The organism is Cobetia sp. 14N.309.X.WAT.E.A4, assembly GCF_030397495.1.
GTDB classification, from domain to species: domain Bacteria; phylum Pseudomonadota; class Gammaproteobacteria; order Pseudomonadales; family Halomonadaceae; genus Cobetia; species Cobetia marina.
On sequence record NZ_JAPNXT010000011.1, the window covers coordinates 75176 to 97344 of the forward strand.

General features: G+C 65.3%; 18 protein-coding genes. 8 read left to right on the forward strand and 10 right to left on the reverse strand.

Going from position 1 to position 22169, the window contains the following annotated elements:
- Window positions 1-153 precede the first annotated feature (153 nt).
- The 5 genes from OW493_RS14105 to OW493_RS14125 all read right to left on the reverse strand — a co-directional run bounded on the left by OW493_RS14105 (window position 154) and on the right by OW493_RS14125 (window position 8585).
- Window positions 154-897: a response regulator gene (locus OW493_RS14105; RefSeq protein ID WP_084207931.1), complete on the reverse strand. Its 744-nt coding sequence runs from the start codon at window positions 895-897 to the stop codon at window positions 154-156.
- Window positions 898-932: 35 nt separating this feature from the next.
- On the reverse strand, window positions 933-2447 hold the full coding sequence (locus tag OW493_RS14110) for an ATP-binding protein (protein ID WP_289864554.1): 1515 nt from the start codon (window positions 2445-2447) through the stop codon (window positions 933-935).
- Entirely contained in the window at window positions 2444-5569 is a 3126-nt protein-coding gene (locus OW493_RS14115; protein WP_254696556.1) for an efflux RND transporter permease subunit, read from the reverse strand. The genes OW493_RS14110 and OW493_RS14115 overlap by 4 nt, the downstream gene beginning before the upstream one ends.
- Window positions 5566-6966, reverse strand: a complete 1401-nt coding sequence (locus OW493_RS14120) for an efflux RND transporter periplasmic adaptor subunit (RefSeq protein WP_289864556.1) — start codon at window positions 6964-6966, stop codon at window positions 5566-5568. The genes OW493_RS14115 and OW493_RS14120 overlap by 4 nt, the downstream gene beginning before the upstream one ends.
- 260 nt (window positions 6967-7226) lie before the next feature.
- Window positions 7227-8585 (reverse strand): gluconate:H+ symporter, encoded by a 1359-nt coding sequence (locus OW493_RS14125; protein ID WP_077378405.1) that lies wholly within the window; start codon window positions 8583-8585, stop codon window positions 7227-7229.
- Window positions 8586-8931: 346 nt separating this feature from the next.
- Between OW493_RS14125 and OW493_RS14130 the strand changes: the two genes are divergently transcribed.
- Window positions 8932-9582, forward strand: a complete 651-nt coding sequence (locus OW493_RS14130) for a gluconokinase (protein WP_308478147.1) — start codon at window positions 8932-8934, stop codon at window positions 9580-9582.
- Here the strand turns inward: OW493_RS14130 and OW493_RS14135 are convergent.
- The 3 genes from OW493_RS14135 to OW493_RS14145 form a co-directional block, all read right to left on the reverse strand.
- Entirely contained in the window at window positions 9545-10585 is a 1041-nt protein-coding gene (locus tag OW493_RS14135) for a LacI family DNA-binding transcriptional regulator (RefSeq protein ID WP_176493545.1), read from the reverse strand. The genes OW493_RS14130 and OW493_RS14135 overlap by 38 nt on opposite strands.
- Before the next feature lie 73 nt (window positions 10586-10658).
- The gene (locus OW493_RS14140) at window positions 10659-11585 is read right to left on the reverse strand and encodes a lysine exporter LysO family protein (RefSeq protein ID WP_077378410.1); all 927 of its coding nucleotides are present in this window, start codon (window positions 11583-11585) and stop codon (window positions 10659-10661) included.
- 267 nt (window positions 11586-11852) lie between these two features.
- Window positions 11853-12650, reverse strand: a complete 798-nt coding sequence (locus OW493_RS14145) for a hypothetical protein (protein ID WP_289864562.1) — start codon at window positions 12648-12650, stop codon at window positions 11853-11855.
- A 351-nt stretch (window positions 12651-13001) separates the two neighbouring features.
- On the opposite strand from OW493_RS14145, the gene OW493_RS14150 reads away from it, so the two are divergent.
- The gene (locus tag OW493_RS14150; protein WP_077378415.1) at window positions 13002-13562 is read left to right on the forward strand and encodes a DJ-1/PfpI family protein; all 561 of its coding nucleotides are present in this window, start codon (window positions 13002-13004) and stop codon (window positions 13560-13562) included.
- Between the two features lie 121 nt (window positions 13563-13683).
- On the opposite strand, the gene OW493_RS14155 is transcribed toward OW493_RS14150, so the two are convergent.
- A complete protein-coding gene (locus OW493_RS14155; protein ID WP_289864567.1) occupies window positions 13684-14913 on the reverse strand; it encodes a pyridoxal-phosphate dependent enzyme in 1230 nt (409 codons plus the stop codon).
- A 119-nt stretch (window positions 14914-15032) separates the two neighbouring features.
- Here OW493_RS14155 and OW493_RS14160 point away from each other — a divergent pair, with 119 nt between their 5' ends.
- The gene (locus tag OW493_RS14160; protein WP_077378421.1) at window positions 15033-15500 is read left to right on the forward strand and encodes an Lrp/AsnC family transcriptional regulator; all 468 of its coding nucleotides are present in this window, start codon (window positions 15033-15035) and stop codon (window positions 15498-15500) included.
- A 10-nt stretch (window positions 15501-15510) separates the two neighbouring features.
- Here the strand turns inward: OW493_RS14160 and OW493_RS14165 are convergent, their stop codons facing one another.
- Window positions 15511-16467, reverse strand: coding sequence for a glyoxylate/hydroxypyruvate reductase A (locus tag OW493_RS14165; protein ID WP_308478142.1), 957 nt, complete (start codon window positions 16465-16467; stop codon window positions 15511-15513).
- 341 nt (window positions 16468-16808) lie between these two features.
- Here OW493_RS14165 and doeA point away from each other — a divergent pair, with 341 nt between their 5' ends.
- The 5 genes from doeA to trmA all read left to right on the forward strand — a co-directional run bounded on the left by doeA (window position 16809) and on the right by trmA (window position 21978).
- Window positions 16809-18035: an ectoine hydrolase DoeA gene (gene doeA / locus OW493_RS14170; RefSeq protein ID WP_077378504.1), complete on the forward strand. Its 1227-nt coding sequence runs from the start codon at window positions 16809-16811 to the stop codon at window positions 18033-18035.
- Window positions 18036-18111: 76 nt separating this feature from the next.
- Window positions 18112-19197: a N(2)-acetyl-L-2,4-diaminobutanoate deacetylase DoeB gene (gene doeB / locus OW493_RS14175; protein ID WP_289864570.1), complete on the forward strand. Its 1086-nt coding sequence runs from the start codon at window positions 18112-18114 to the stop codon at window positions 19195-19197.
- Entirely contained in the window at window positions 19194-19694 is a 501-nt protein-coding gene (locus OW493_RS14180) for an Lrp/AsnC family transcriptional regulator (protein WP_240499656.1), read from the forward strand. Before doeB ends, OW493_RS14180 begins: the two co-directional genes overlap by 4 nt.
- A gap of 50 nt (window positions 19695-19744) precedes the next feature.
- Window positions 19745-20674 carry a glutamate racemase gene (murI, locus tag OW493_RS14185; RefSeq protein ID WP_084207939.1) on the forward strand — a complete coding sequence of 310 codons (930 nt, stop codon included), beginning with the start codon at window positions 19745-19747 and terminating at the stop codon, window positions 20672-20674.
- 173 nt (window positions 20675-20847) lie between these two features.
- Window positions 20848-21978: a tRNA (uridine(54)-C5)-methyltransferase TrmA gene (gene trmA / locus OW493_RS14190; protein WP_289864575.1), complete on the forward strand. Its 1131-nt coding sequence runs from the start codon at window positions 20848-20850 to the stop codon at window positions 21976-21978.
- Window positions 21979-22169: the final 191 nt, after the last annotated feature.

Below are 22169 nucleotides of genomic sequence, written 5' to 3' on the forward strand. Positions count from 1 at the left end.
TGTCGCGTACTCAGGCAGTGATGACAGTATCCGTCGCAGTTGGACAGCAAGTTAGCACCGCGGGTGCAACAAAAACGCAACCGCCGTCTGTGGTCACAGACGGCGGCTGTCATGTTGCTGAAAGGTTCGCGGGCCCGGGGAGAGGGGGGGGAGTCAGTCCAGCACGTCAGGCTCGAACTTGTAGCCGACACCGTAGATGGAGCGAATCACGTCGCGCTCCGGCCAGGCACTGGCGATCTTGCGGCGCAGCTTCTTGACGTGGGAATCCACGGTACGCTCCGAGACGATGCGGTGATCCCGGTACATGTGGTCCATCAGCTGATCGCGGGAGAAGATGCGCCCCGGTGATTGCATCATCACCTTGAGCAGCTGGAACTCGACGGCGGTCAGCCCCAGGTCATGGCCATCCGCCAGGGCCTGCCAGCCTTCTTCGTTGAGCGTCAGCTGGCCCTTGGCGGAGCTTTGCGAGAGCGTCTGGTCGAGTGCCTGACTGCGACGCAGCACGGCCTTGATGCGGGCGACCACCTCGCGCGGGCTGAAGGGTTTGCAGATGTAGTCATCGGCGCCCAGCTCCAGCCCCAGCAGGCGATCCACTTCCTCGACGCGCGCGGTCAGCATCACGATGGGCAGCAGGGCGTCTTCAGCGCGCAGCTGACGGCACAGGGTGAGGCCATCGGTGCCCGGCAGCATCAGGTCGAGCAGGACCAGTGCCGGTCTCTCGTCATTGACCGCGGCGATGACGGCATTGCCATCATCCACGTGGCGGGTGCGATAACCGCTGCCATTCAGATAATCGCACAGCAGGCTGGCGATCTTGGGCTCATCCTCGACCACCAGAATCAGTGGCTTGCGAGATTGTGCCTGGTCATCGGAGTGGTCGGCGTGAATGTCGCTCATGGTCAAGAGTCCTTGCGGATGAAAAAGAGTCAGTCTCAAGTAGACAACAGCGGCAGGCGAATGTCCCATCGCAGCCCGCCCAGTGTGGAGTGCCCCGGCACCAGCTCGCCTTCATGGGCACTCACCAGCGCGCTGGCGATGGCCAGCCCCAGCCCGCTGCCACCGCTTGAGCGATTGCGCGAGTTCTCGACGCGATACAGTCGCTCGGTGAGATGGGCAAGCTCGGCGTCCGGCACGCCGGGGCTGGAATCCTCCCAGCGCACGATCGCCCAGCCGGGGTGGCCGGCTCCCTGGGCGGGGCTGGCGGCTTCGTGCAGCAGACTGACCTTGAGTCTGCCCGGTGCATCGGTATAGGCACGGGTGTTGCTGGCCAGGTTGCTCCACAGCTGATGCAGGCGTTGCGTGTCGCCCAGCACCCGCAGCGGCAGCGGGATGTCGGTCTCCAGTTCGATCCCGGCATCCGCCAGCCAGCCGCGCAGGTCGTCCAGGCTGTCACGGAGCTGGATATCCAGCGCCAGCGGCTCGCGCCAGGCTTCCAGCGTACCGGCATCGCTCTGTGCCAGCAGGCGCAGGTCCGCCACCAGGCGATTGAGGGCGTCCACCTCCTGGGCCAGCGAGCCGAGGCTTGAATGGCTCATCGGGCGGAAGCCATCCTGCATGGCTTCAATCTCACCCTTGAGCACCGCCAGGGGAGTCCGTAGCTCGTGGGAGATGTCGCTGACCCAGCGCTGGCGGGAATCGCGATTGCTCTCCAGTGTCGCCGCCAGGGCATTGAAGTCTTCGGCCAGCCGCGACAGCTCATCCTGCCCGCGGACCGGCAGACGGGTGGCATAGTCGCCACTCGACAGGCGATTGGCACCAGAGGCCAGGTCACGGACGCGGTGCCCCAGCCACCAGGCGATCCCGGCGGCCGCCAGCAGCGAGGCGAAGGCGGATGAGAGCATGATGATGGCCAGATCGCGCGACTGACGTTCCAGATACTGGTCCTTGCCGCGTTTCAGCATCTCGCTTACCGGCAGATAGCCGAGTTCTCCGATCTTGCTGCCATCAAGCATCAGGTCCTTGAACTGCATGCCGGGAATGGGGCGCGGTGCCCCATTGAGACGCTGGCCATCGGCATCACGCAGCATGTAATCCTGTGGGCGCGTCATGTTGGGCCCCAGCAGCATGGCCTGCTCTCCGACCGGCGGGCGCGACATGCCGGGGCCGGGCATCATGCTGTCCTCCCGGCCTGGCGGCGGTGACATGCCGGGCCCGGGCATCATGCCGTCCTCTTCGCTCGGCGGGCGGGAGTGCACGATACGCCCCCAGTTGCGCCGACTCTTGAGCCATTGCCAACTGCCCTCGGCGGCATAGGCGCTGATCAGGTCCGTCGAGATCATCTCGACGCGCTCCTGCTGGGTCTGCTGCAGGTACTCGGCGAAGCCCTTGTCCATGCTCTTGGAAATGAACAGGTAGATGCTGCCGCCGATCACGACATTGGTCAGCAGCAGGATCACGAACAGGCGGACCGAAAGTCTCGAACGCAGGGCGGTCACGGGTTGGATCATGACGCACGTTCCTCCTGAGGCGGGGTGCGGGGCGGCAGTCCCAGCAGGCGACGCAGGCTGTGCTGCAGGTCTTCCAGCAGCAGATAGAGCGACGGCACCAGGATCAGCAGGATGACCGTCGCGAACAGGATGCCGAAGCCGATGGAAACGGCCATCGGGATCATGAAGCGAGCCTGGCGCGAGGTCTCGAAGATCATCGGCGCGAGACCGAAGAAGGTGGTCAGCGTGGTCAACAGGATCGGACGCAGACGTCGCGTGGCCGCCATGATGATCGCCTCACGCGCACTGGCTCCGGCCAGCCGCTGGCGGTTGGCATAGTCGATGAGGACCAGCGCATCGTTGATGACGATGCCCGACAGCGCCAGCATGCCCATCAGGCTGATCACCGATAGCCCGTAGCCCATCAGTTGATGGCCGATCACCGCGCCGATCAGGCCGAAGGGGATCGCCGTCATCACCAGCAGCGGCTGCAGATAGCTTCTGAAGGGCAGGGCCAGCAGCAGATAGAGCGCCGCCAGGGTCAGCAGCAACGAGACCTGTAGGGACCCCAGATTGTCGGCGGTCTCCTCCTGACGCCCGCCATAGCCGATGCTCAGAGTTGGATACTGACTCTTCAGCTCGGGATAGACATCGCTTTCCAGACTGGTGATCACCTGACTGACCGCATCGGACGGCGTGACGTTGGCGGTGACCTCGATCACGCGGCGACCATCGATGCGCAGGATGCTGGAGGCGGCGCGTCCCTGCTGGATGTCGGCCACCAGTCCCAGCGGCACGCTGACGCCGTCGGCCGTCTGCACGCCGAAATTCTCCAGCTGGGCCAGACTCGCGCGCTGGGCTTCGGGCAACAGCACCTTGACCTCGACCTCATTGCGACCCTGCTGCTGCTTGAGTGCCGTGGCGCCGGACAGCGGTCCGCGCAGCTGGTTGGCCAGCGTCGCGCCGTCCAGTCCCAGCGAGCGTCCATAGGCATTGAGCTGCAGATAGAGCTCGCGCTTGCCGTCATCCAGACCGCTGTCGATATCCGACAACGAGCTGTAATCCTCAAGCGAGGTCGCCAGGGTCGCGGCGGCCGCCATCAGCGCGGCACTGTCGGAGGATGACAGTCGAATGGTGAGGCCCGCGCCGCGTCCCGGCCCGCCGATATCGGATTCGAACAGCAGCGATTCGGTATTGGCGATGGTGCCTGCTTCCTCGCGCCAGGCCTTGATCAGCTGCGAGGGCGACCAGTTGTTCTCCACCGTGGTGTCCAGATTGGCGATGATGCTCAGCGAGTTGCCTTCTATCTCGGCGCTGGTGGAAAAGACCGCCAGGTCGGCTTCGCGCTCGCGCACGCGGTCCAGCGCCGCCAGCAGCAGGGTGCGCACTTCGCGGTCCTGGCTGATCGGGCTGCCCACCGGCAGATTGGCGGTGACGCCGGCACGGTTGGATTCCACGCGTGGCATCAGCGAGAAGCCGAGACGGCCACTGGCCATCCAGGCCATCGCCAGCACCAGCAGCGCCAGGCCACAGATGGCGGTCAGACCACGGTAGTTCAGACACCCCTCGAGGAAGGGCTGGAAGCGCTGACGCGTGAAGCGCTCCAGTCCGTGCTGGACGCCGTGACGCACGCGGTCCAGCGGTGCCAGCCAGCGAATCGGCTTTTCGCTGGTGTGACCCAGGTGTGCGGGCAGGATGAAGATCGCCTCGATCCAGCTCAGCGCGAAGATGCTGATCACCACCAGCGGGATGATGCCGAATACCAGCCCGAGGAAGCCGGGCAGGAACAGCAGCGGAATGAAGGCCACGATGTTGGACAGGATCGAGAACGCCAGTGGCACCGCGATCTCGCGTGCGCCGAGGATGGCGGCTTCGCGCATGCTGGCGCCGCGCTCGCGATGCGAGTGGATGTTCTCGCCGACGATGATGGCGTCATCCACCACGATGCCCAGCGCGATGATGAAGGCGAACATCGAGATCATGTTGATGGACACGCCGACCAGCGGCAGGAACAGCATCGCCCCCAGGAAGGCCGTGGGGATGCCCAGGGTGACCCAGAAGGCGAGGCGCGCCTCCAGGAACAGGCCCAGCAGCACCAGCACCAGCACCAGCCCCATCCAGGCGTTCTTGAGCAACAGTTCCAGACGGTCCTGGTAGACCAGCGAATCATCGTCCTCGACACTCAGCGTCAGGCCGCGCGGCAGGCTGGCGGACAGCTCCGGCAGCATCGCCATGGTCGCGGCGGACAGCTCGTTGGGTGTCTGGGAGCCGACCTGATAGATGTCCAGGCCGATCGCCGGTTCACCGTCATAGAGCACTTCCTTGTCACTGTCGGCGAAACCGTCGGTGACGGTGGCGATATCGCCCAGGCGGATGACATTGCCTTCCTGACTGGAGATCACCGGCAGCTGCGCGAACTCGGCGGCACCGTCGCGCCGCGCCTCGTAGCGCACCAGGTACTCGCCCTGCTGGGTGTCCAGGCTGCCGCCGGCCAGGTTGAGCGCCTGATTGCCGATCAGGCTGGCCACATCCTGATGCGAGAGGCCGTAACGGCGCAGCGCCCCTTCCTCCAGTGACACGTGCACTTCCCGGTCACGGATGCCGGTCAGCTCCACCTTGGTGATGTCGTTGCTGTCCAGCAGGCTCAGGCGCAGACGCTCGGCGACGTTGCGCAGGGTCTGGTCATCCGTCTGGCCGTGCAGCTTGAGTTCCATCACGCTGCGCGAGCGACCTGCCAGCGAGTAGACGGGCGGATCAGACTCATCGGGCAGGGTAGTGATGCTGTCGATGGCCTGCTGGATGTCCTGGTAGGCGCGCATGGTCTCGACGCCATCCTGAAGCTCGATGGACAGTGAGCCGAGGCCTTCCTCGGCCGTGGCGGTGATCTCCTCGATCCCCTCCACGTCCTGCACCGCGGATTCCATGGCCTGCAACAGACTCTCGGACACTTCATCGGGGGTCGCGCCGGAATAGCTGACGCTGACGTTGATGATCTCGAGCTCGAAGGAGGGGAAGACCTCCTTCTTGATCTGGCTGGACATCAGCAGACCGCCGAGAATCAGACACAGCATCAGCAGGTTGGCGGCGACACCATGATCATGCATCCAGCGGATGGGGCCCTTGAGGCGCGACGGTGCCGTCATGAGTCACTTCCGGTGGTCGTGGCGCTCTTGTCGGCAACCGTGGCGTTCTTGTCACCAGTCGCGGTGTCCTGCTCAACTGTCGCGGTGCTCTTGTCGCCAGCCGTCGTCTTGTCGTCAGCCGCCTTGTTATCAGGGGTCCTGGTGGTCGGCGTCGGCGCATCACCGCGGGCACGCAGCGCCATGCCGGCCTCGACATTGCTCAAGGCACTCACGATGACCCGCTCGCCATCGCTCAGTCCCCCGGCGATCAGCAGGGTGTCGTTGCCCAGATGGCGCACGCCCACCGCACGTTTCTCCAGATAGCCATCCTCCGTCAGCACCCAGACCTGCTGGCCACTGCGCAGGGCGCTGACCGGCAGCTCGATCAGCGATGCGGTGCGCTGAGGTGTCAGAGTCGCTTCCACCACATCGCCCAGGCGCAGGGCCGGCGTGCTGGCGCGCGCCTCCTCGGAGACGTCGAGCGCCAATGGGTCTTCCACTGCCACCATCACCTGGGTCAGCAGGCCGTTGTCCTCCAGGGACGGCAGGACGCTCCACACTTCGCCGCGCCGATGCTGGCCCTCCGGCCATGCCTTGCTGGACAGCAGGACCGGCGTGCCCTGACCGTCACGGGCATGGGTCGAGAGCCATTCCATGTCGGCCTGCGGGAGATTGAGACGCACCCAGAAGCGGTCGGTGGCCACCAGCGTCAGCAGGTCGGTGAAGGCGTTGAGGTCACTGCCTTCGCCGACCAGACGCTCGCTGATCAGGCCGTCATAGGGCGCGCGGATCTCGGTACGTTCCAGATTGAGTCTGGCCTGGTCGCGGCTGGCGCGGGCACTGTCCACCGCGGCCTGAGCCGACTTGAGCTGAGGCTCGCGCAGCACCAGCGCTTTCTGCGCCGCCGGCAGGTTGCGACCGAAGGTCTTGTATTCCGAGGCCGCGCGGATCTGCTCGCCCTTTTCCGAGGCGAGGCTGGCTTCTGCCGTGGCGAGATCCGCCTCGGCCTGACGCAGCGCCAGCTGGTAATCCAGCTGGTCGAGGCTCGCCAGCAGCTGGTTCGCGCGGACTTCACGGCCCGCCTCGATGCCCTCGGGGAAGGGCGCCAGTTGACCGCTGACCCGGGTGGATACGGTCGTCTGACGATCGGCGATCACGCGGCCGTAGCCTTCCAGTGTCGGTGCACTGGCCGTATGGCTGACCGTCACCACTTCCACGCTGGGAACCGGGGCGTCACTGGGCGCGCGCTTGGGGGCGCCGGGGCGGTGGGTCATCCACCAGGCCGCCAGCGCTATCGCCAGCGCGAGAATGATCAGCGCCAGCAGGCGCATCCAGATCAGACGGCGGGAGGAGGGTGGCTTGCTGCCAGTGGCGGAGGGTGGCGATGCCGGGGTTGGCGACTCAGGGCTGTTGTCCATGCGGACTCCGGACGAAAGATGTCAGGCCCTGATGCGCAACGGCCTCTGACCAGTCGCGAGAGCGCCGAGCAGAGACGAAGGATCATGGGCCAGAATGGCGGACGAAAGGGTGGATGATCGCATGATGTCATGCAGGCGCAATGCAAAAGTGGGAAATAGCGTGCAAGACGGCGTGATAGGGAATTCTGGCATTTGCCAGGCACAAAAAAAGCTGCCACACGCCGTGGCAGCTTTTCGTCAGCGCTCCGGGTCGCGGGTGTCTAGAGGAACAGGCCGATCAGCAGCGCCATGCTGACGCCGATCACGCCGATCAACGTCTCCATCACCGTCCAGCTTTTCAGGGTGTCCTTCTCGGTCAGGCCGAAATAGCGGCTGACCAGCCAGAAGCCGGAGTCATTGACGTGACTGAGCACGGTGGCGCCACTGGCGATGGCGATCACCACCAGTCCCAGCACCGGACCGGACAGCGCCAGCGTATCGATGACCGGCGCCATCAGGCCGGCGGCGGTGATCATCGCCACGGTAGCCGAGCCCTGGATGACACGCACCGCGGTGGCGATCAGGAAGGCGAGCAGGATCGGTGGCAGATTGCTGTCGGCCATCAGGGTGCCGAGCACGTCACCGACGCCGGAGTCGATCAGCATCTGCTTGAAGACACCGCCAGCCCCGGTGACCAGAATGATGATGCCGGCCGGCTCGAGTGCCTTGGTGGCGACTTCCATCACCTGTTCACGCGTCATGCCGCGACGCGTGCCCAGCAGGGTGAAGGCCATCAGCGTGGCCAGACTCAGCGCCACGAAGGGATGGCCAAGAAAGCCCAGCCAGCCGACCAGCGGACTGTCGTCACCGAACAGGAAGCCGGAGACGGTGTTGAGCACGATCAGCGCCAGCGGCAGCAGCACGATGGACAGGATCAACCCGAAGCCCGGGGCGCGCTGATTGACCTCTTCATCGCTCATCACGCTGCCGGCATTTTCCATGTACTCCGGGATCTTGGCATCGATACGCTTGGCGATGAAGCGACCGAAGATCGGGCCCGCGACGATCATCGCCGGCAGGCCGCACAGCGCCCCGAACAGGATCACGTAGCCGAGGTCGGCGCCGATCAGCTTGGCGACCGCGATCGGCCCCGGGGTCGGCGGAATGAAGGAGTGGGTGACGGCCAGACCGGCCAGCAGCGGAATGCCGTAATAGAGCAGCGAGCGGCCGCTGCGGCGTGCCAGTGCATAGACCAGCGGCACCAGGATGATGAAGGCCACATCCAGGAATACCGGAATCGCGACCAGGAAGCCGGTCAGCGCCAGCGCCCATTGGGAGCGTGAGGTCCCGAAGCGCCCCAGCAGGGTATTGGCCATGCGGTCGACGCCGCCGGACACTTCCAGCATCTTGCCGAACATCGCGCCGAGCCCGACTACGGTGGCCACGAAGCCCAGGGTGTTGCCCATGCCGTTGGTGACGGAATCGATGATGGCGTCGGGCTGCATGCCGGTGGCCAGCCCGACCCCCAGACTCACCACCAGCAGGGCGACGAAGGCGTGCAGGCGCAGACGCATGACGAGGTACAGCAGCAGCAGGATACCGCCGAGGGCGGCAAGGACGAGGGTGCTATCTGGGGACATGATGGCGAACTCTTGCGGCTGGCGGTGGCGGTGCGATCTGCCACGGCCTTGGGCGTATGGTGTGAGGCGTGTCGTGTGAGGCCTGTGGTGCAGGGCCGGTTTTGCAAGACCTGTTGTGCAAGACCTGTTGCTTCGTGCAGGATGAAAGTTACCGGTAACATAAGCGTCTGTGCAATGATCCGAAAGGTGCATGTCGCCGGGTCGCCACGACATAGATGATGCTGCGCGGGGTATCCTGCGCAGCGCCGCCGCTCATGGGCTCGTCACGCAGGGTTCGCCGTGGCCGGCCCGGGTGGCAAGGTGGGACGACAGACAACACGGATATTCTTCAAGGGGAAGGGGTGTCATGCAGCAGCAGGCAGAAGGGGTGTCATCCACGGCGTCCGCTCAGGGCAGCGTCGCGCTGGACGACGAGAGCGTCACCTTGCCCGAGGGTGGGGTGCGACTGGTGGTGATGGGCGTGTCCGGGTGCGGGAAGTCGCATGTCGGCCAGGCGTTGGCGGCATGTCTGGGGGCGCAGTTCATCGACGGTGATGACTATCATGGCGAGGCCAACGTGGCCAAGATGGCGCGCGGCATCCCGCTCAATGATGAAGACCGCCATGGCTGGCTGGCCCGCCTGGTCGAGCTGATCGATGAGGCGCGCCGCGAGGGACGCAGTCTGGTGCTGGCCTGCTCCTCGCTGAAGCGACGCTATCGCGATCAGCTGCGTGGCGGGGATGCGGCGCTGGGCTTCGTGTTCCTGGAAGGCACGCGCGAGCTGTTGCTGGAGCGCCTGGAGGCGCGCACCGATCACTTCTTCAAGGGCGCCGCCATGCTCGATGACCAGCTGGCGACCCTGGAGGTGCCTGAGCGTGAGACGGAGCGCGTCTATACCCTCGACATCAGTGCCACACCGCAGGCGTTGGTCGAACAGATGTGTCAGCAGCTGACGGCGCAGCACGCATCCTCGAAAGCGCTCACGCCCGGGGCAGACTCCCGCCTCTCTGCAGGCTGAAGCCCAGGTCTTCCCACAGGCCACGCGGCGTGGAGGCGTGGTCGCCGCTCAGGCGTGCCAGCAGCAGGGCGGCGGTGCGTTCGCCGATCTCTCGGCGCGGCGTGACCACGCTGGCAAGCGCAGGCCAGGTGCCACGGGTCATCTCCAGACCATTGAAGCCGGCCAGCGCCAGCCGTGCCGGCACTTCCAGGCCGCGACGCTGACACTCGAACAGTGCACCGGCGGCCAGGTCGTCGTTGCAGCAGAAGACGGCGTCGAGATTCGGCCACCGAGTCAGCATCTCGTCCAGCAATTCGCCGCCCAGCTTGACGCTTGAGGGTGCCGGAGTGGTCATCAGGTACTCCTGTGACAGGCCGGCGGCCTCGACGGCGGCGCGCCAGCCCGCCAGACGCTGCTCGACGCGGCGGTCCATGCGCGCGGCCAGAAAGCCGATGTGCCGGCGGCCACTCTCGATCATCGCCTCCGCCATGGCGCGGCCGGCGGCGTGCTGATCCAGTCCCACCGCCATGTCCAGTGGCGCCTCACGCTTTTCCATGCACTCCACCACGGCACAGCCGGAGCGCGCGATCATCTCGGTGACGCGTTCGCTGTGGCGGCTGCCGCACAGCACCAGACCGTCCACGCCGAACGAGAGCCAGGTCTCGATCAGGCGCTCCTCTTCTTCCATCGAATAGCCGGTATGGCCGATCAGCAGCTGATAGCCGGCGGCGGCCAGCGGTGCCTCAAGCCCCCGATGCAGTTCCGAGAACACGGCATTGGACAGTGACGGGATCAGCAGCGCGATCAGCCGGGAGCGACCACTGGCGAGGCTGCCGGCCTGGCGGTTGGGCATGTAACCCAGTTCGCGGGCGCACTCCCGTACCCGCTCGCGCATGGCGGCGGAGACCTTCTCGGGCTGGTTGAGCGCGCGCGAGACCGTGACCTTGGTCACGCCCAGGCGAGCGGCGATGTCGGCGAGCGTCACGCGTCTGGGGCGCGGTGGAGTGTGATGCAGAGGCGGCATGGCAATGTCAGGCGCTGGAAAGAGAGAGGCCGAGTGTCACCGTTCCGGGGTGTCATCGGCAAGGACCACGACGTCAGACGTGGCTGAGCGAGAGCAGGAACAGGATCATCGGCGGCGAGGCCAGCGAGAGCAGAAAGCCGGATACGACGGCCACGGGCACGCAGGCAACGCCGCCGGTCTGCTGGATGACCGGCAGAGTGAAGTCCATCGAGGTCGCGCCGCCGAAGCCGATGGCCAGCGGCGTGAAGCGTTGGATGGTCAGCGGGATCAACAGGAAGGCGAGCAGTTCACGGCTCAGGTCATTGAAGAAGGCTGCGCCACCCAGAATCGGCCCGAGCTGATCACCGATCAGGATGCCTGACAGCGAATACCAGCCGAAACCGGCTGACATCGCCATGCCCTGATTCCAGTCGAGTGCCAGAAGCGGTGCCGCCAGCAGTCCGCCCAGCAGCGAGCTCGCCATCACCGTCAGCGCGATGAACAGGCCATGGCGGTTGAGCAGGATCTGGCGCAGGCTCATGCCGGAGCTTCTCAGCTGGCAGCCGATCAGCGCCAGCAGGGCATAGAGTGCCCACTCGGCCAGGGTGTCGGTGTCGAGCGAGATCTCCATCAGCCCCAGCACGACGCCCGCCGCGACGCCCAGCGCGACCGCCGCCGCCAGTGTCAGGGAGCCGGACAGCGCTTCCCAGCGGGTCATCGGCGCTCCCTCCACCACGCGTGAGGCATCCGCACGCAGTGCACTGCGACGTGACAGCGCCCACAGTGCCAGCAGATTCAATGGCGTGATGATGGCGAACAGAATCACCGCCTGCCCGCTCATGGCGGCCATGCCGGCGCCGAGTTGCTCCAGCCCGGCAAGCCCCATGCCCATCAGGAACAGGATGACGTAGATCGAGGCATTCACCAGCTGATTGACGACCGCCAGGCGTGCGGGCTGCTCGATACGCACCAGATAGCCGAGAATCAGCGGCAGCAGGATGAAGATGAGACCCGAGAGCATGACCCTTCCTTGTCATTGGCCGTCGACAGGACCAGAGCGACGTAAGCGATTGATTGTCAGTGAGTATCACTGGGAAGGGTTACTGTAACGATTGCCGGGGACAGAGGGTATCCCCGGGAGTGGATCCTGCGCGATAACTGCTGATGGGGGATCAGCGCGGCTTATGCCGCGGCCTGGACACCGAGTTCTGAACTCAGAGTTCTGGACTCAGAGCACCGGACACAGAGTTCTGGACACCGAGCACCGGATACCGAGCCTCACGACGGGTCACGGACTGGCCTGGCGCCGCGAGCTGCTGAGCCGGTCGAGGGTCAGATGTGCGGAGCGCTCCGGGACTTCACCTGCGGGGCTGTCCTCGTAGTCGAGGTAGTCGAGAGCCACCATCAGGCCCGGCCAGCGGGGGGCCAGCCACAGGCGGTAGTGCTTCTGATCACGATGCTTGCGCCAGGTGTCCAGCCGCAGGGTGCGGAAGGTCTGACCGGCGGCCACGCGGGATTCCTGTGCCTGGATCTCATACATCAGTGTCCGGGTGCGCCCCTTGTGATCCAGATATTCCAGCGCACAGGGGGCTCCCGTCAGGCAACTTCCCGCGGCCCACTGGGCATCGGCCTGCTGGCTCAGCAGTACCAGCAGGGTCTGGCGGTCGGGGAGGAGCGTCTCGTCAGGCTCGGGTGCCTCGCGGCTGTAGTCCTTGCCGATACCCGCCAGACGATAACCGGAACGATACCCGGCCGGCTGCAGCTGGCCCTCCTTGAGGAGGAAGCGTCCCTGCTCGTAGCCGCTGGCCACCTTGATGGAGGCCTCCATGCTGGCGATGTAAAGCTCCCCGCTCTGGCTGATGCGCTGCGTGAGGGGCACATCCGGCCAGCCGTCCAGCACCAGGGTGTATTGAGCGGTGAAGGACACGGGAGACTCCGCGCTGCTCACGTCAGCGCTCGCCTGTTGCGCCGTGCTCAACAGGACTGATCCCAGCAGCATCGCGCCAAGCCAGCCGTTCAGGCGGCGAGGCGAGGGTATCCGTCGCAGGCGTGTCCAGTGGATTCGTCGTGGTACAAGGGCAAGCATGGTGACTCCTGTCGAAGCTTTCTGTCCGCAAATGGGGCCGCCCTTGGGGAGTGGTGTCGTTCGGGGCGAGAGCATGATGATTGGGCAGCGTGGCCGCATGCAAGGTTCCCTCGCGCTGGCGCACCTCTCCTGCAAGTCGTGGATGACGCATGAGGGCCCGCTGACGATGGCCTCGATGACAGGCGCATCAGGCACAGGACGCTATTTCAGCGCTTGCTCATGCGCGCCGGACAGGTACTCTGGGAACGCCTTGTGCGTGAGCTGCAGGCTTCCCGACATGTCAGGCAGAGGTGATGTCAGGCGAGCGCGATGCAGTGATGCCAACCCCGTTTGTTCAATCAGGAGATCATCATGGCCAGCATTGTCATCATTGCCGGAGATTTTGTGGAAGACTATGAGCTGATGGTGCCGTTCCAGGCGCTGCAGGCGATGGGTCATCGGGTCGATGTGGTATGCCCGGACAAGCGTGAAGGCGATATCGTCAAGACGGCGATCCACGACTTCGAAGGCGATCAGACCTATACCGAGAAGCCGGGTCACAACTTCGCGCTCAACGCGAGCTTCGCCGACCTCAAGGCGGAAGACTACGATGCGCTGCTGATCCCCGGTGGTCGCGCCCCCGAGTACCTGCGTCTGGACGAGCGCGTGCTGAACCTGGTGCGTCACTTCGTCGAGGCCGACAAGCCCATCGCCGCCGTCTGTCATGGCCCGCAGCTGCTGGCGGCTGCCATGTCGCTGGAAGGCCATCGCGTCAGCGCCTATCCGGCCTGCGCGCCGGAGGTCAAGCTGGCAGGTGGCGAATTCGTGTCACTGGAAGTCACCGATGCCGTGACCTCCGGCAAGCTGGTGACCGCGCCGGCCTGGCCGGCCCACCCGGAGTGGCTGCGTCAGTTCAATGCCCTGCTGGCATGAGGCGTGACTGACCTCCATTGCGGCTGACATGCATTGCGACTGACATGAGCCGTGGCACGAGCTGCCATCGCGCCTCGTGATGCTCGACGACGACACCCCGCCTTGGCGGGGTGTCGTCGTTTCAGGCGGTGAGTCTCTCGATCCAGGCGCGATGCGGGGCGAGGCGTGACTGGTGTTCCGCCCGCCAGACGGGGTCGCCCAGGGTGCTGGCGTAGCGGCTGGCATGATCACAGGCCAGCAGCAGCCAGCTACCCGTCAGCGCCTCGCCGCGGGCGTGCTTGAGCTCGAGGGTTTCCAGCAGGCCCGCGAAGGCGGTGCCGGTGGAGGGCCCGACGGCAAGCCCGGCATGCTCTGCCAGCCATAGTGCCGCCGCCTGGCTGCGGGCATCCGCGATGCGTCGATAATCATCGAAGTGCACGGGGTCGAACGCCTCCAGTACACAGGGGCGGCCAATGCCCTCGATGGGGTTGGGTGCCTGAGGCGCGGGCAGTGAGGTCATGCGGGTGCCATGGGTGTGATGGTGCTGCCAGCAGGCATGATAGACGGAGTGTTCGGGGTCCACGCCGATCACGCGAGCGCCATGGCCCCTGTGGTGTAGAGGCCCCGAGTGGTGAAAAGGCCCCGTGTGGTGTAGAGGCCCCGAGTGGCGAAGAAGACCCTTGTGACGCAGATGGCGCGCGAAGGTGGCGGCGCTGCCGCCGGTGCCAGCGCCGAGAAAGACCGCTTCAAGCTCCGGCAGCTCGCGTTCGGCGATCTGTGCCAGACACTCGCCCGGCAGGCTTGTCTCGCTCTGCCAGTCGCTGGCCGTGGCGGCATGCTGGAACTGGTTGAGGAAGTGGCCGCCGCTGTCCTCGGCCAGCACCTGGGCGGACTGGCAGAGGTGGGCGGCATTCTCGATCTCCACGACACGCCCGCCCTCGTCACGAATCGCCTTCAACTTGTCACATGCGGTGCCCTTGGGCACCACGGCGATGAATTCCAGTCCCAGGCGGCGTGCCAGCCACGCTTCAGAGACCGCCGTGGAGCCTGACGAGGCGTCGATGACCGGGTGTCCGGGACTGAGCCAGCCTTGCTTCAAGGCCTGCTCGAACAACGCCATGGCCAGTCGATGCTTGAGTGAACCACTGGCGTGGGCGCGCTCGTCCTTGATCAGCACGCGCGCCTCGCCAAGCCCGCAAAGCGCAAGCTCCCTGAGCGGAGTGACGGGCGTGGCTGCCTTCAAGGCGGCCAGCTGTGCCAGGCACTCCTGTCGCCATGCTTCCAGAGGCGCCCTGTGCAGCAAGCCCTCCGAGGGAGTGGCGAGTGAAGAGGGCGCACACGGCGAGCGGGGGGGAAAGGCAGTGGTCGGCATGGCAGCGGTTCCTGTCGCGGGGAGGAGCCTTCATGGTACGACCGGCTGTCAGGCAAAACTTGCCAGTTGTCATGGCGTAGGCCATGTTCTGTAGCAAGATTTTGTCGTGAGGAGGGAGTATGGAGAAAATTGTGCTCGATGCCACGGACCGCGCGCTGCTGCGGCTGTTGCAGCGTGATGCCAGCCTGTCATTGGCGGCACTGGCGGAGTCGGTGCATCTGACCACCTCACCCTGCTGGAAGCGCCTCAAGCGGCTGGAGGAATGCGGGGTGATCACCGCGCGGGTGGCGCTGCTGGATGCCGAGCGGGTCGGGCTGGGGCTGACCGCCTTCGTGCAACTCAAGACCCGCGATCATTCGCGGGCCTGGTTCGAACGGTTCGTGGCGGTGATCGAGGAGATCGAGGAAGTCACCGAGTTCTATCGCATGGCGGGCGACTACGACTACCTGCTCAAGGTTCAGGTCGCGGACATGAATGCCTACGACCGCGTCTACAAGCAGCTGGTCAATACCCTCGATGACCTCACCGATGTCTCGGCACGCTTCGCGATGGAGTGTCTCAAGTCGACCACTGCGCTTCCGGTGTGAAACGCACGCCTCAGTAGCCGTGTTCCAGACTGATGCCCGTCAGGGACTCACCGCGCTGCACGCGGCGGATGTTCTCCGCCAGCTGGTCGGCGGCCTCGGAGACCGGGGTCGGGGCGGCGGCGTGCGGGGTGATGATCACCTTCGGGTGCTGCCACAGCGGGCTGTCGCCGGCGAGCGGCTCATGCTGGAAGACATCCAGCAGCGCGCCGCGCAACTGATCCTTCTCCAGCGCCGCGAGCAGATCCTCCTCGACCACGCTGCTGCCGCGGCCGGGATTGATCAGCACGGCGTCATCGGGCAGGGCCGCGAAGGCCTCTGCATTCAGCACGTCGCGAGTGGCGGTGGTGTTGGGCAGCAGGTTGATCACCGCCTTGAGGCCAAGCGTTTCATCTCCCAGCACTGCCTTGAGCGAGCGACCGCCTTCCCCCTGTTCATGGTGGCAGGTCACGCCCTCCAGGGTGTGGGCGCTGCGGCTGAAGCCATGCACGGGGTAGCCGTCTGCCGCCAGCGCCTCGGCGATCTGCCGGCCGATGGCACCCAGGCCGAGCACCGCGACCGGATAATGCCTGGCGCGCACCACGCGATGTGGCGCCCAGTGACGCTCTGACTGCTGGACAGCGTAGCGATCGAAGTCACGTCGGAAGTGCAGCAGGCCGTAGCGCACGTAATCGAGCATGTGGCTGGCCATGCCGGCATCGCGCAGCTTGAGCACCGGCACCTCTCGAGGCAGGGCGGGATTGGCCAGCAGGCTGTCCACGCCGGCACCCAGATTGAGAATCGCCTTCACGTCGTGTTCGCGATGCCGCTCGAACAGTGCCGCCGGCGGTGCCCACACCACCAGGATGTCGCCCAGGGTCTCGCCGTCATCGGCGAGGATCTCGATGTCGCTGCTGTCCAGACGCTCACGCAGTGCCTCGCACCAGCGTTCTGCCCGCTCGTGATGTACCAGAATTCGCATGTGGCTCATCTGAAAGAGTCTCCTGAAAGGTCCTGGAGTATTTCCCGGTGATGTCGTGATGATGGCGCGGCCCTTGCAAGGGCCGAAGGGAAGGGCGACAGTGCCAGAGTCGCCTTTGACCCGCTGTCGGCAGAGTGACAGACTCGAATCAAGAGGGGAATTCGGATGTTCGCATATACGTTGACGGCTCTGGGCACCAGAGGCGCGCGTAAGGCTCCGCCCCGACGTGCTGCTTGCCTCAAGGCCTGATTGAACAGGAGCGCTGCATGAGCCAATTCCCGTCGCATCCGCCTATTGCCCAGCCTCCATTCGCGGGGCTCAACAACTTGCCGAATGGCGAAGCGCAGGCGATGCCCGACAACTGGGTACCGCGGCCACTGTCGGCCGGACGCCAGGCCTTCACCATCGGGGAATATCACGCCCGTATCCAGCGTGTCCGGGAAGCGATGGCGCGTGCCGGCATCGATGTGATGGTGATTTCCGACCCCTCCAACATGGCCTGGTTGACCGGTTATGACGGCTGGTCCTTCTATGTGCACCAATGTGTACTGCTGGGTCTGAGCGGTGAGCCAGTCTGGTACGGACGCCGTCAGGACGGCAACGGCGCGCTGCGTACCTGCTGGATGGGCGAGGACAACATCCTGTGGTATCCGGATTACTACGTGCAGAATCCGGACATGCATCCGATGGAGTTTCTCGCCCAGTCGATCCTGCCGCAGCGCGGCTGGCACGACGGCGTGGTGGGGGTCGAACTCGACAACTACTACTACTCGGCACGTGCCCATCTGGCGCTGGTCAAGGAGTTGCCCCACGCGCGACTGGTGGACGCCAACTCGCTGGTCAACTGGTGTCGGGCGATCAAGTCCGAGCAGGAGATCGCCTACATGCGCGTGGCGGGGCGCATCGTCGAGCGCATGCACTCGCGCATCCTCGAGATGATCGAGCCGGGCCTGCCCAAGAGCGCACTGGTCGCCGAGATCTATCGTGTCGGGGTCGAGGGTGTGGTCGGGCCGAATGGCGAGATTCTCGGCGGCGACTATCCGGCCATCGTGCCATTGCTGCCGACCGGCAGTGATGCCGCTGCCCCTCACCTGACCTGGGATGACACGCCGTTTCGCGAGGGCGAGGGCACCTTCTTCGAGATCGCCGGCTGCTACAAGCGCTATCACGCGCCGCTCTCGCGCACCGTGTTTCTCGGTCGGCCGCCGCGCGATTTCGTGCGCGGCGAGTCCGCCCTGCTGGAAGGCATCGAAAGCGGCCTGGCCATCGCCAGACCGGGCAATCGCTGCTGCGACATCGCGCTGGCGCTGGGCGCGGCGATGGACAAGTACGGCTTCGACCGGGGGGGCGCACGTTGCGGCTATCCCATCGGCATCAGCTATCCGCCGGATTGGGGCGAGCGCACCATGAGTCTGCGCCCCAGTGACGAGACGGTGCTGGAACCGGGCATGACCTTCCACTTCATGCCCGGCATGTGGATGGATGACTGGGGGCTCGAGATCACCGAGTCGATCCTGATCACCGAGAATGGTGCCGAGCCATTGTGTGACGTGCCCCGCCAGCTGTTCGTCAAGTGACGGGCTGGCCGTTCGTCAGTGATGCGATGCCATATGCCTTTGTTGTTGTGAGTTCGTCCGGCCAAGGAGGCCTGTCATGCGTGAATCTCCCGTCAGCCTGACCATTGACCTGAACGCCGATGGCCTTCAGCACGGCTTCTTCAAGCTGCCGATTTCCACCGATGAGTCTGCCTGGGGTGCCGTGATGACCCCGATCAGCGTGATCGCCAACGGTGAAGGGCCCACGGTGCTGCTCACCGGCGGCAATCACGGTGACGAGTACGAGGGCATCACCGCGCTCTACAAGCTGGCGGCCCGCCTCACGCCCGAGGACGTGCAGGGGCGTGTCATCATCGTGCCGACCATGAATGCGCTGGCGGCCAAGGCCGGCCGGCGCTGCTCGCCACTTGATGGCGGCAATCTCAATCGCAGCTTCCCCGGCGATCCCGAGGGGGGACCTACCGAGCAGATCGCCGACTATTTCACCCGGGTGCTGGTACCGCAGTGTGACTACGCGCTGGACCTGCATTCCGGTGGCCGCACCCTGGATATCCTGCCGTTCGCGGCCGCGCACCGCCTGGACTATCTCGAGGCGTCGCTGGGCGTGGAGCAGTGCCGTCATCAGGAAGCCGAGAGTCTGGCCGGCGCGCTGGCCTTCGGTGCGCCTTCGGCGATGATGATGTTCGAGCTGGATGCCGAGGCGCTCTACGACACTGCCGTGGAGCGCCAGGGCAAGGTCTTCGTCACCACGGAGCTGGGGGGCGGCGGTTCCACCACGCCTGAGCGGCAGGCGATCGCCGACCGTGGCGTCGACAACTTCCTCGCCTTCAGTGGCGTGCTGCGCGAACGCAGTCGTGCCGACCTGGAGGGCGATGTCGAGCGACGCCATGCCGACCAGGCGGCCAGGCCGCTGCTGATCGACATGCCTGACGCCAGCTGCTACGTGCAGAGTGAGCATGAAGGCCTGCTGGAACTGTGCGTGGCGCTGGGTGAGCAGGTCAGCGCGGGGCAGTGCGTGGCTCGGGTCTACCCGCTGGGGCGGGCCGGTCAACCGGCGGTGGCATATCGTGCCGAGCGCGACGGCGTGCTGGTGGCACGGCGCTTCCCGGCGCAGGTCAGTCTCGGCGATACGCTGGCGGTGATCGCCGAGGTGGTGGACGATCTGGCGCGAGATGCCTCATGAGTTCAGGCGCTGCGCGCGCGATGCCCGCGCCCAGGCTTGATGCCTTCGATCTGAAGATTCTGGCGATCCTCGAGCGCGATGGTCGCATCACCAAGTCGCGGCTGGCCGAGGAGATCAATCTGTCGGTCAGCCCGTGCTGGGAGCGGGTCAAGCGCCTTGAGCAGGCCGGTATCATCGAGGGCTATTCGGCGCGCATCAATCAGGCGCTGCTCGAGGCGCAGCGCGGCGGCGCCGTGGTGGCAGCCCCGCGCACGCCGGTATGGGTGGAGATACACCTCAAGCATCACGATGCCGAGAGCTTCCAGCGCTTCGAGCGCGCCATGCGCGAGGCGGACGAGGTGATCGAGTGTGTGGCGGTCGGCGGCGGCGTGGATTATCTGCTGCGTCTCGAGACGGCGAGCATCGATGCCTACCAGCGATTGATCGACCGCTGGCTGGTCTCAGAGCTGGGGATCGATCGTTACTTCACCTACATCGTCACCAAGCAGGTAAAATAGCGCGCCATTGCAGCCGACCTTCCTCTTTCGCAGCGCGAGATATCATCACCATGGCGCCTTCCACCGCCCCTTCAGGCTCCGTTGTCAGCCAGTCCCATGTCCTATCTGACGCGCCTGACGCGCCGGTGCTGATCTTCGATTCGGGGGTCGGAGGACTCTCGGTGGCGGCGGAGATTCGCCGCCAATGGCCGACGTTGCCGCTGGCCTATGTGTGTGACAACGCCGCGCTCCCCTACGGCACCAAGGCCGATGACTGGCTGGTGACGCGCATCGCGCAGGTGTGTGCGGCGGCGGTCGAGGCAAGTGGAGCGCGTGCCCTGGTGGTGGCGTGCAATACCGCCAGCACGCTGGCGCTGCAGGCATTGCGCGAGACGTTGTCGATTCCGGTGATCGGTACCGTACCGGCGATCAAGCCTGCCGCGCTGCTGGCGCGCAGCCGTCAGAGCGCGGTGCGCCGCGCACAGGGCGAGCCGCCAGTGTTCGGCTTGCTGGCCACCTCCGCCACGGTGAGGCGTGCCTATACCGAGCAGTTGATCCATGATTTCGCGGCGGACTGCCAGGTGATTCGCGTCGCGGCGGACCCGCTGGTCGCCGAGGCCGAGCGCCGTCTGCGTGGCGAGGCTGCTCGCCCCGAGGTGGTCGCGGCGAGTCTGGCGGATCTCGCGGCGGTACCGGGGTTGGAGGTGGTGATTCTCGGCTGTACCCACTTCCCGCTGCTCAGCGCGGATATCGCCAGCGCCCTGGGCAGGAATGCGCCGGGTGAACCACCGCTGGCGCTGGTGGATTCCGGCGCGGCGATCGCACGGCGCGTGGCCCAGGTGCTGGAGTTGCCGGCCCGCACGGCGCAGGCCACGCTGGCGCAAGACGAGGTGTCTGGCGCAGGCATCGCCCTGGCGACGGACGCCTGTCAGCCCGGCCTTGCCACTGCACTTGAAAGCCAGGGGTTTGCCGCCCCTCGAGGACTCGCGCTCGGCCCCTGACGGCCCCAGTCGCTGCATGAGTCACCAACCCGTGCTTGAGCTTCGCGCTGCCGGTGGTAGGCTAGCGCGCCCAACCTTTGAATGGACGTGATCGGCATGGCTTGCCATGACCCCATCCGCGTCCCTTTGCTCATCGTTTCAGTGCTGCGGTATGCCCGCAGGCAGGAGTCAGTGTGGCCATCGCCGTCGTCGATCCCAGTCAGTATGAACAGCAGCTTGCCGAGAAGGCCGAGCAGACCCGCGCCCGTTTCGCCGCCTTCGATGCGCCGGAGCTCGAGGTGTTTCCCTCGCCGCCCAGTCATTACCGCATGCGCTGCGAATTTCGTATCTGGCATGAGGATGACGACCTCTACTATGCGATGTTCGAGGTGGAATTCGACGATGAGGGCAACAAGAAGAAGACGGTCGTGCGCATGGACGACTTCCCGGTGGCCAGCCAGCGCATCAATACGCTGATGCCGCTGCTGCGTGAGCGACTCAAGGCCAGTCCGGTGCTGCGTGAGCGTCTGTTCCAGTGTGAATTCCTCACCACCCTGAGTGGCGAGGCACTGGTCACGCTGATCTATCACCGCAAGCTGGAAGAGGACTGGGAAGCCGAGGCGCGCGCGCTGGAGCAGGAACTCGACATCATGATCATCGGGCGTTCACGCAAGCAGCACCTCGTGCTGACGCGCGATCACGTCTTCGAGCGTCTCGAGGTCGATGGACGTGAATATGTCTATCAGCAGGTCGAGAACAGCTTCACCCAGCCCAACGCCGAGATCTGCCGCTCCATGCTCAGCTGGGCGCGCGACGTGACCCATCCGGACAAGGCGCGAGCGGAAGGCCGGGAGCAGGGCGATCTGGTCGAGCTCTATTGTGGCAACGGCAATTTCACCATCGCGCTGGCCGAGAACTTCCGTCGCGTGCTGGCCACCGAGATCTCGCGGACGTCGGTGGCCTCGGCGCAGGTCAATCTGGCGGCCAATGGCATCGACAATGCCCAGGTGGCGCGCATGTCCGCCGAGGACTTCTCGCTGGCACTGGCCGGCGAGAAGGAGGGGCGGCGCGTGGCGGAGATGGACCTCGAGAATCATGACTTCCGCACCGTGCTGGTGGACCCGCCGCGCGCCGGTCTCGATGCCGACAGCTGCGAGCAGACCGCGCGCTACGAACGCATCGTCTATATCTCCTGCAACCCGCAGACGCTGAGCGAGAATCTCGAGGTGCTGTGCCGCACGCATCGCATCGAGCGTTTCGCGCTGTTCGACCAGTTCCCCTATACCAATCACCTGGAGTGTGGGGTCTATCTCGTCAGGAAGTGAGTGAAAGCAGGCGTGTCAGCAAGTGAGAGACGGCGGAGCGTTTTCCGCCTCGACGCTTGAAAAGCCGAGGCCCCGTTGCCAACTAGACTCCAGATCCGGCTCCATGAGCCATCGGGAGTGATAGTGGCGGCGGGGCCTCGTCGTGTCTGTCTCGATGAACGTCTTGTTAGACTTTCGTTTCATGACGCGAG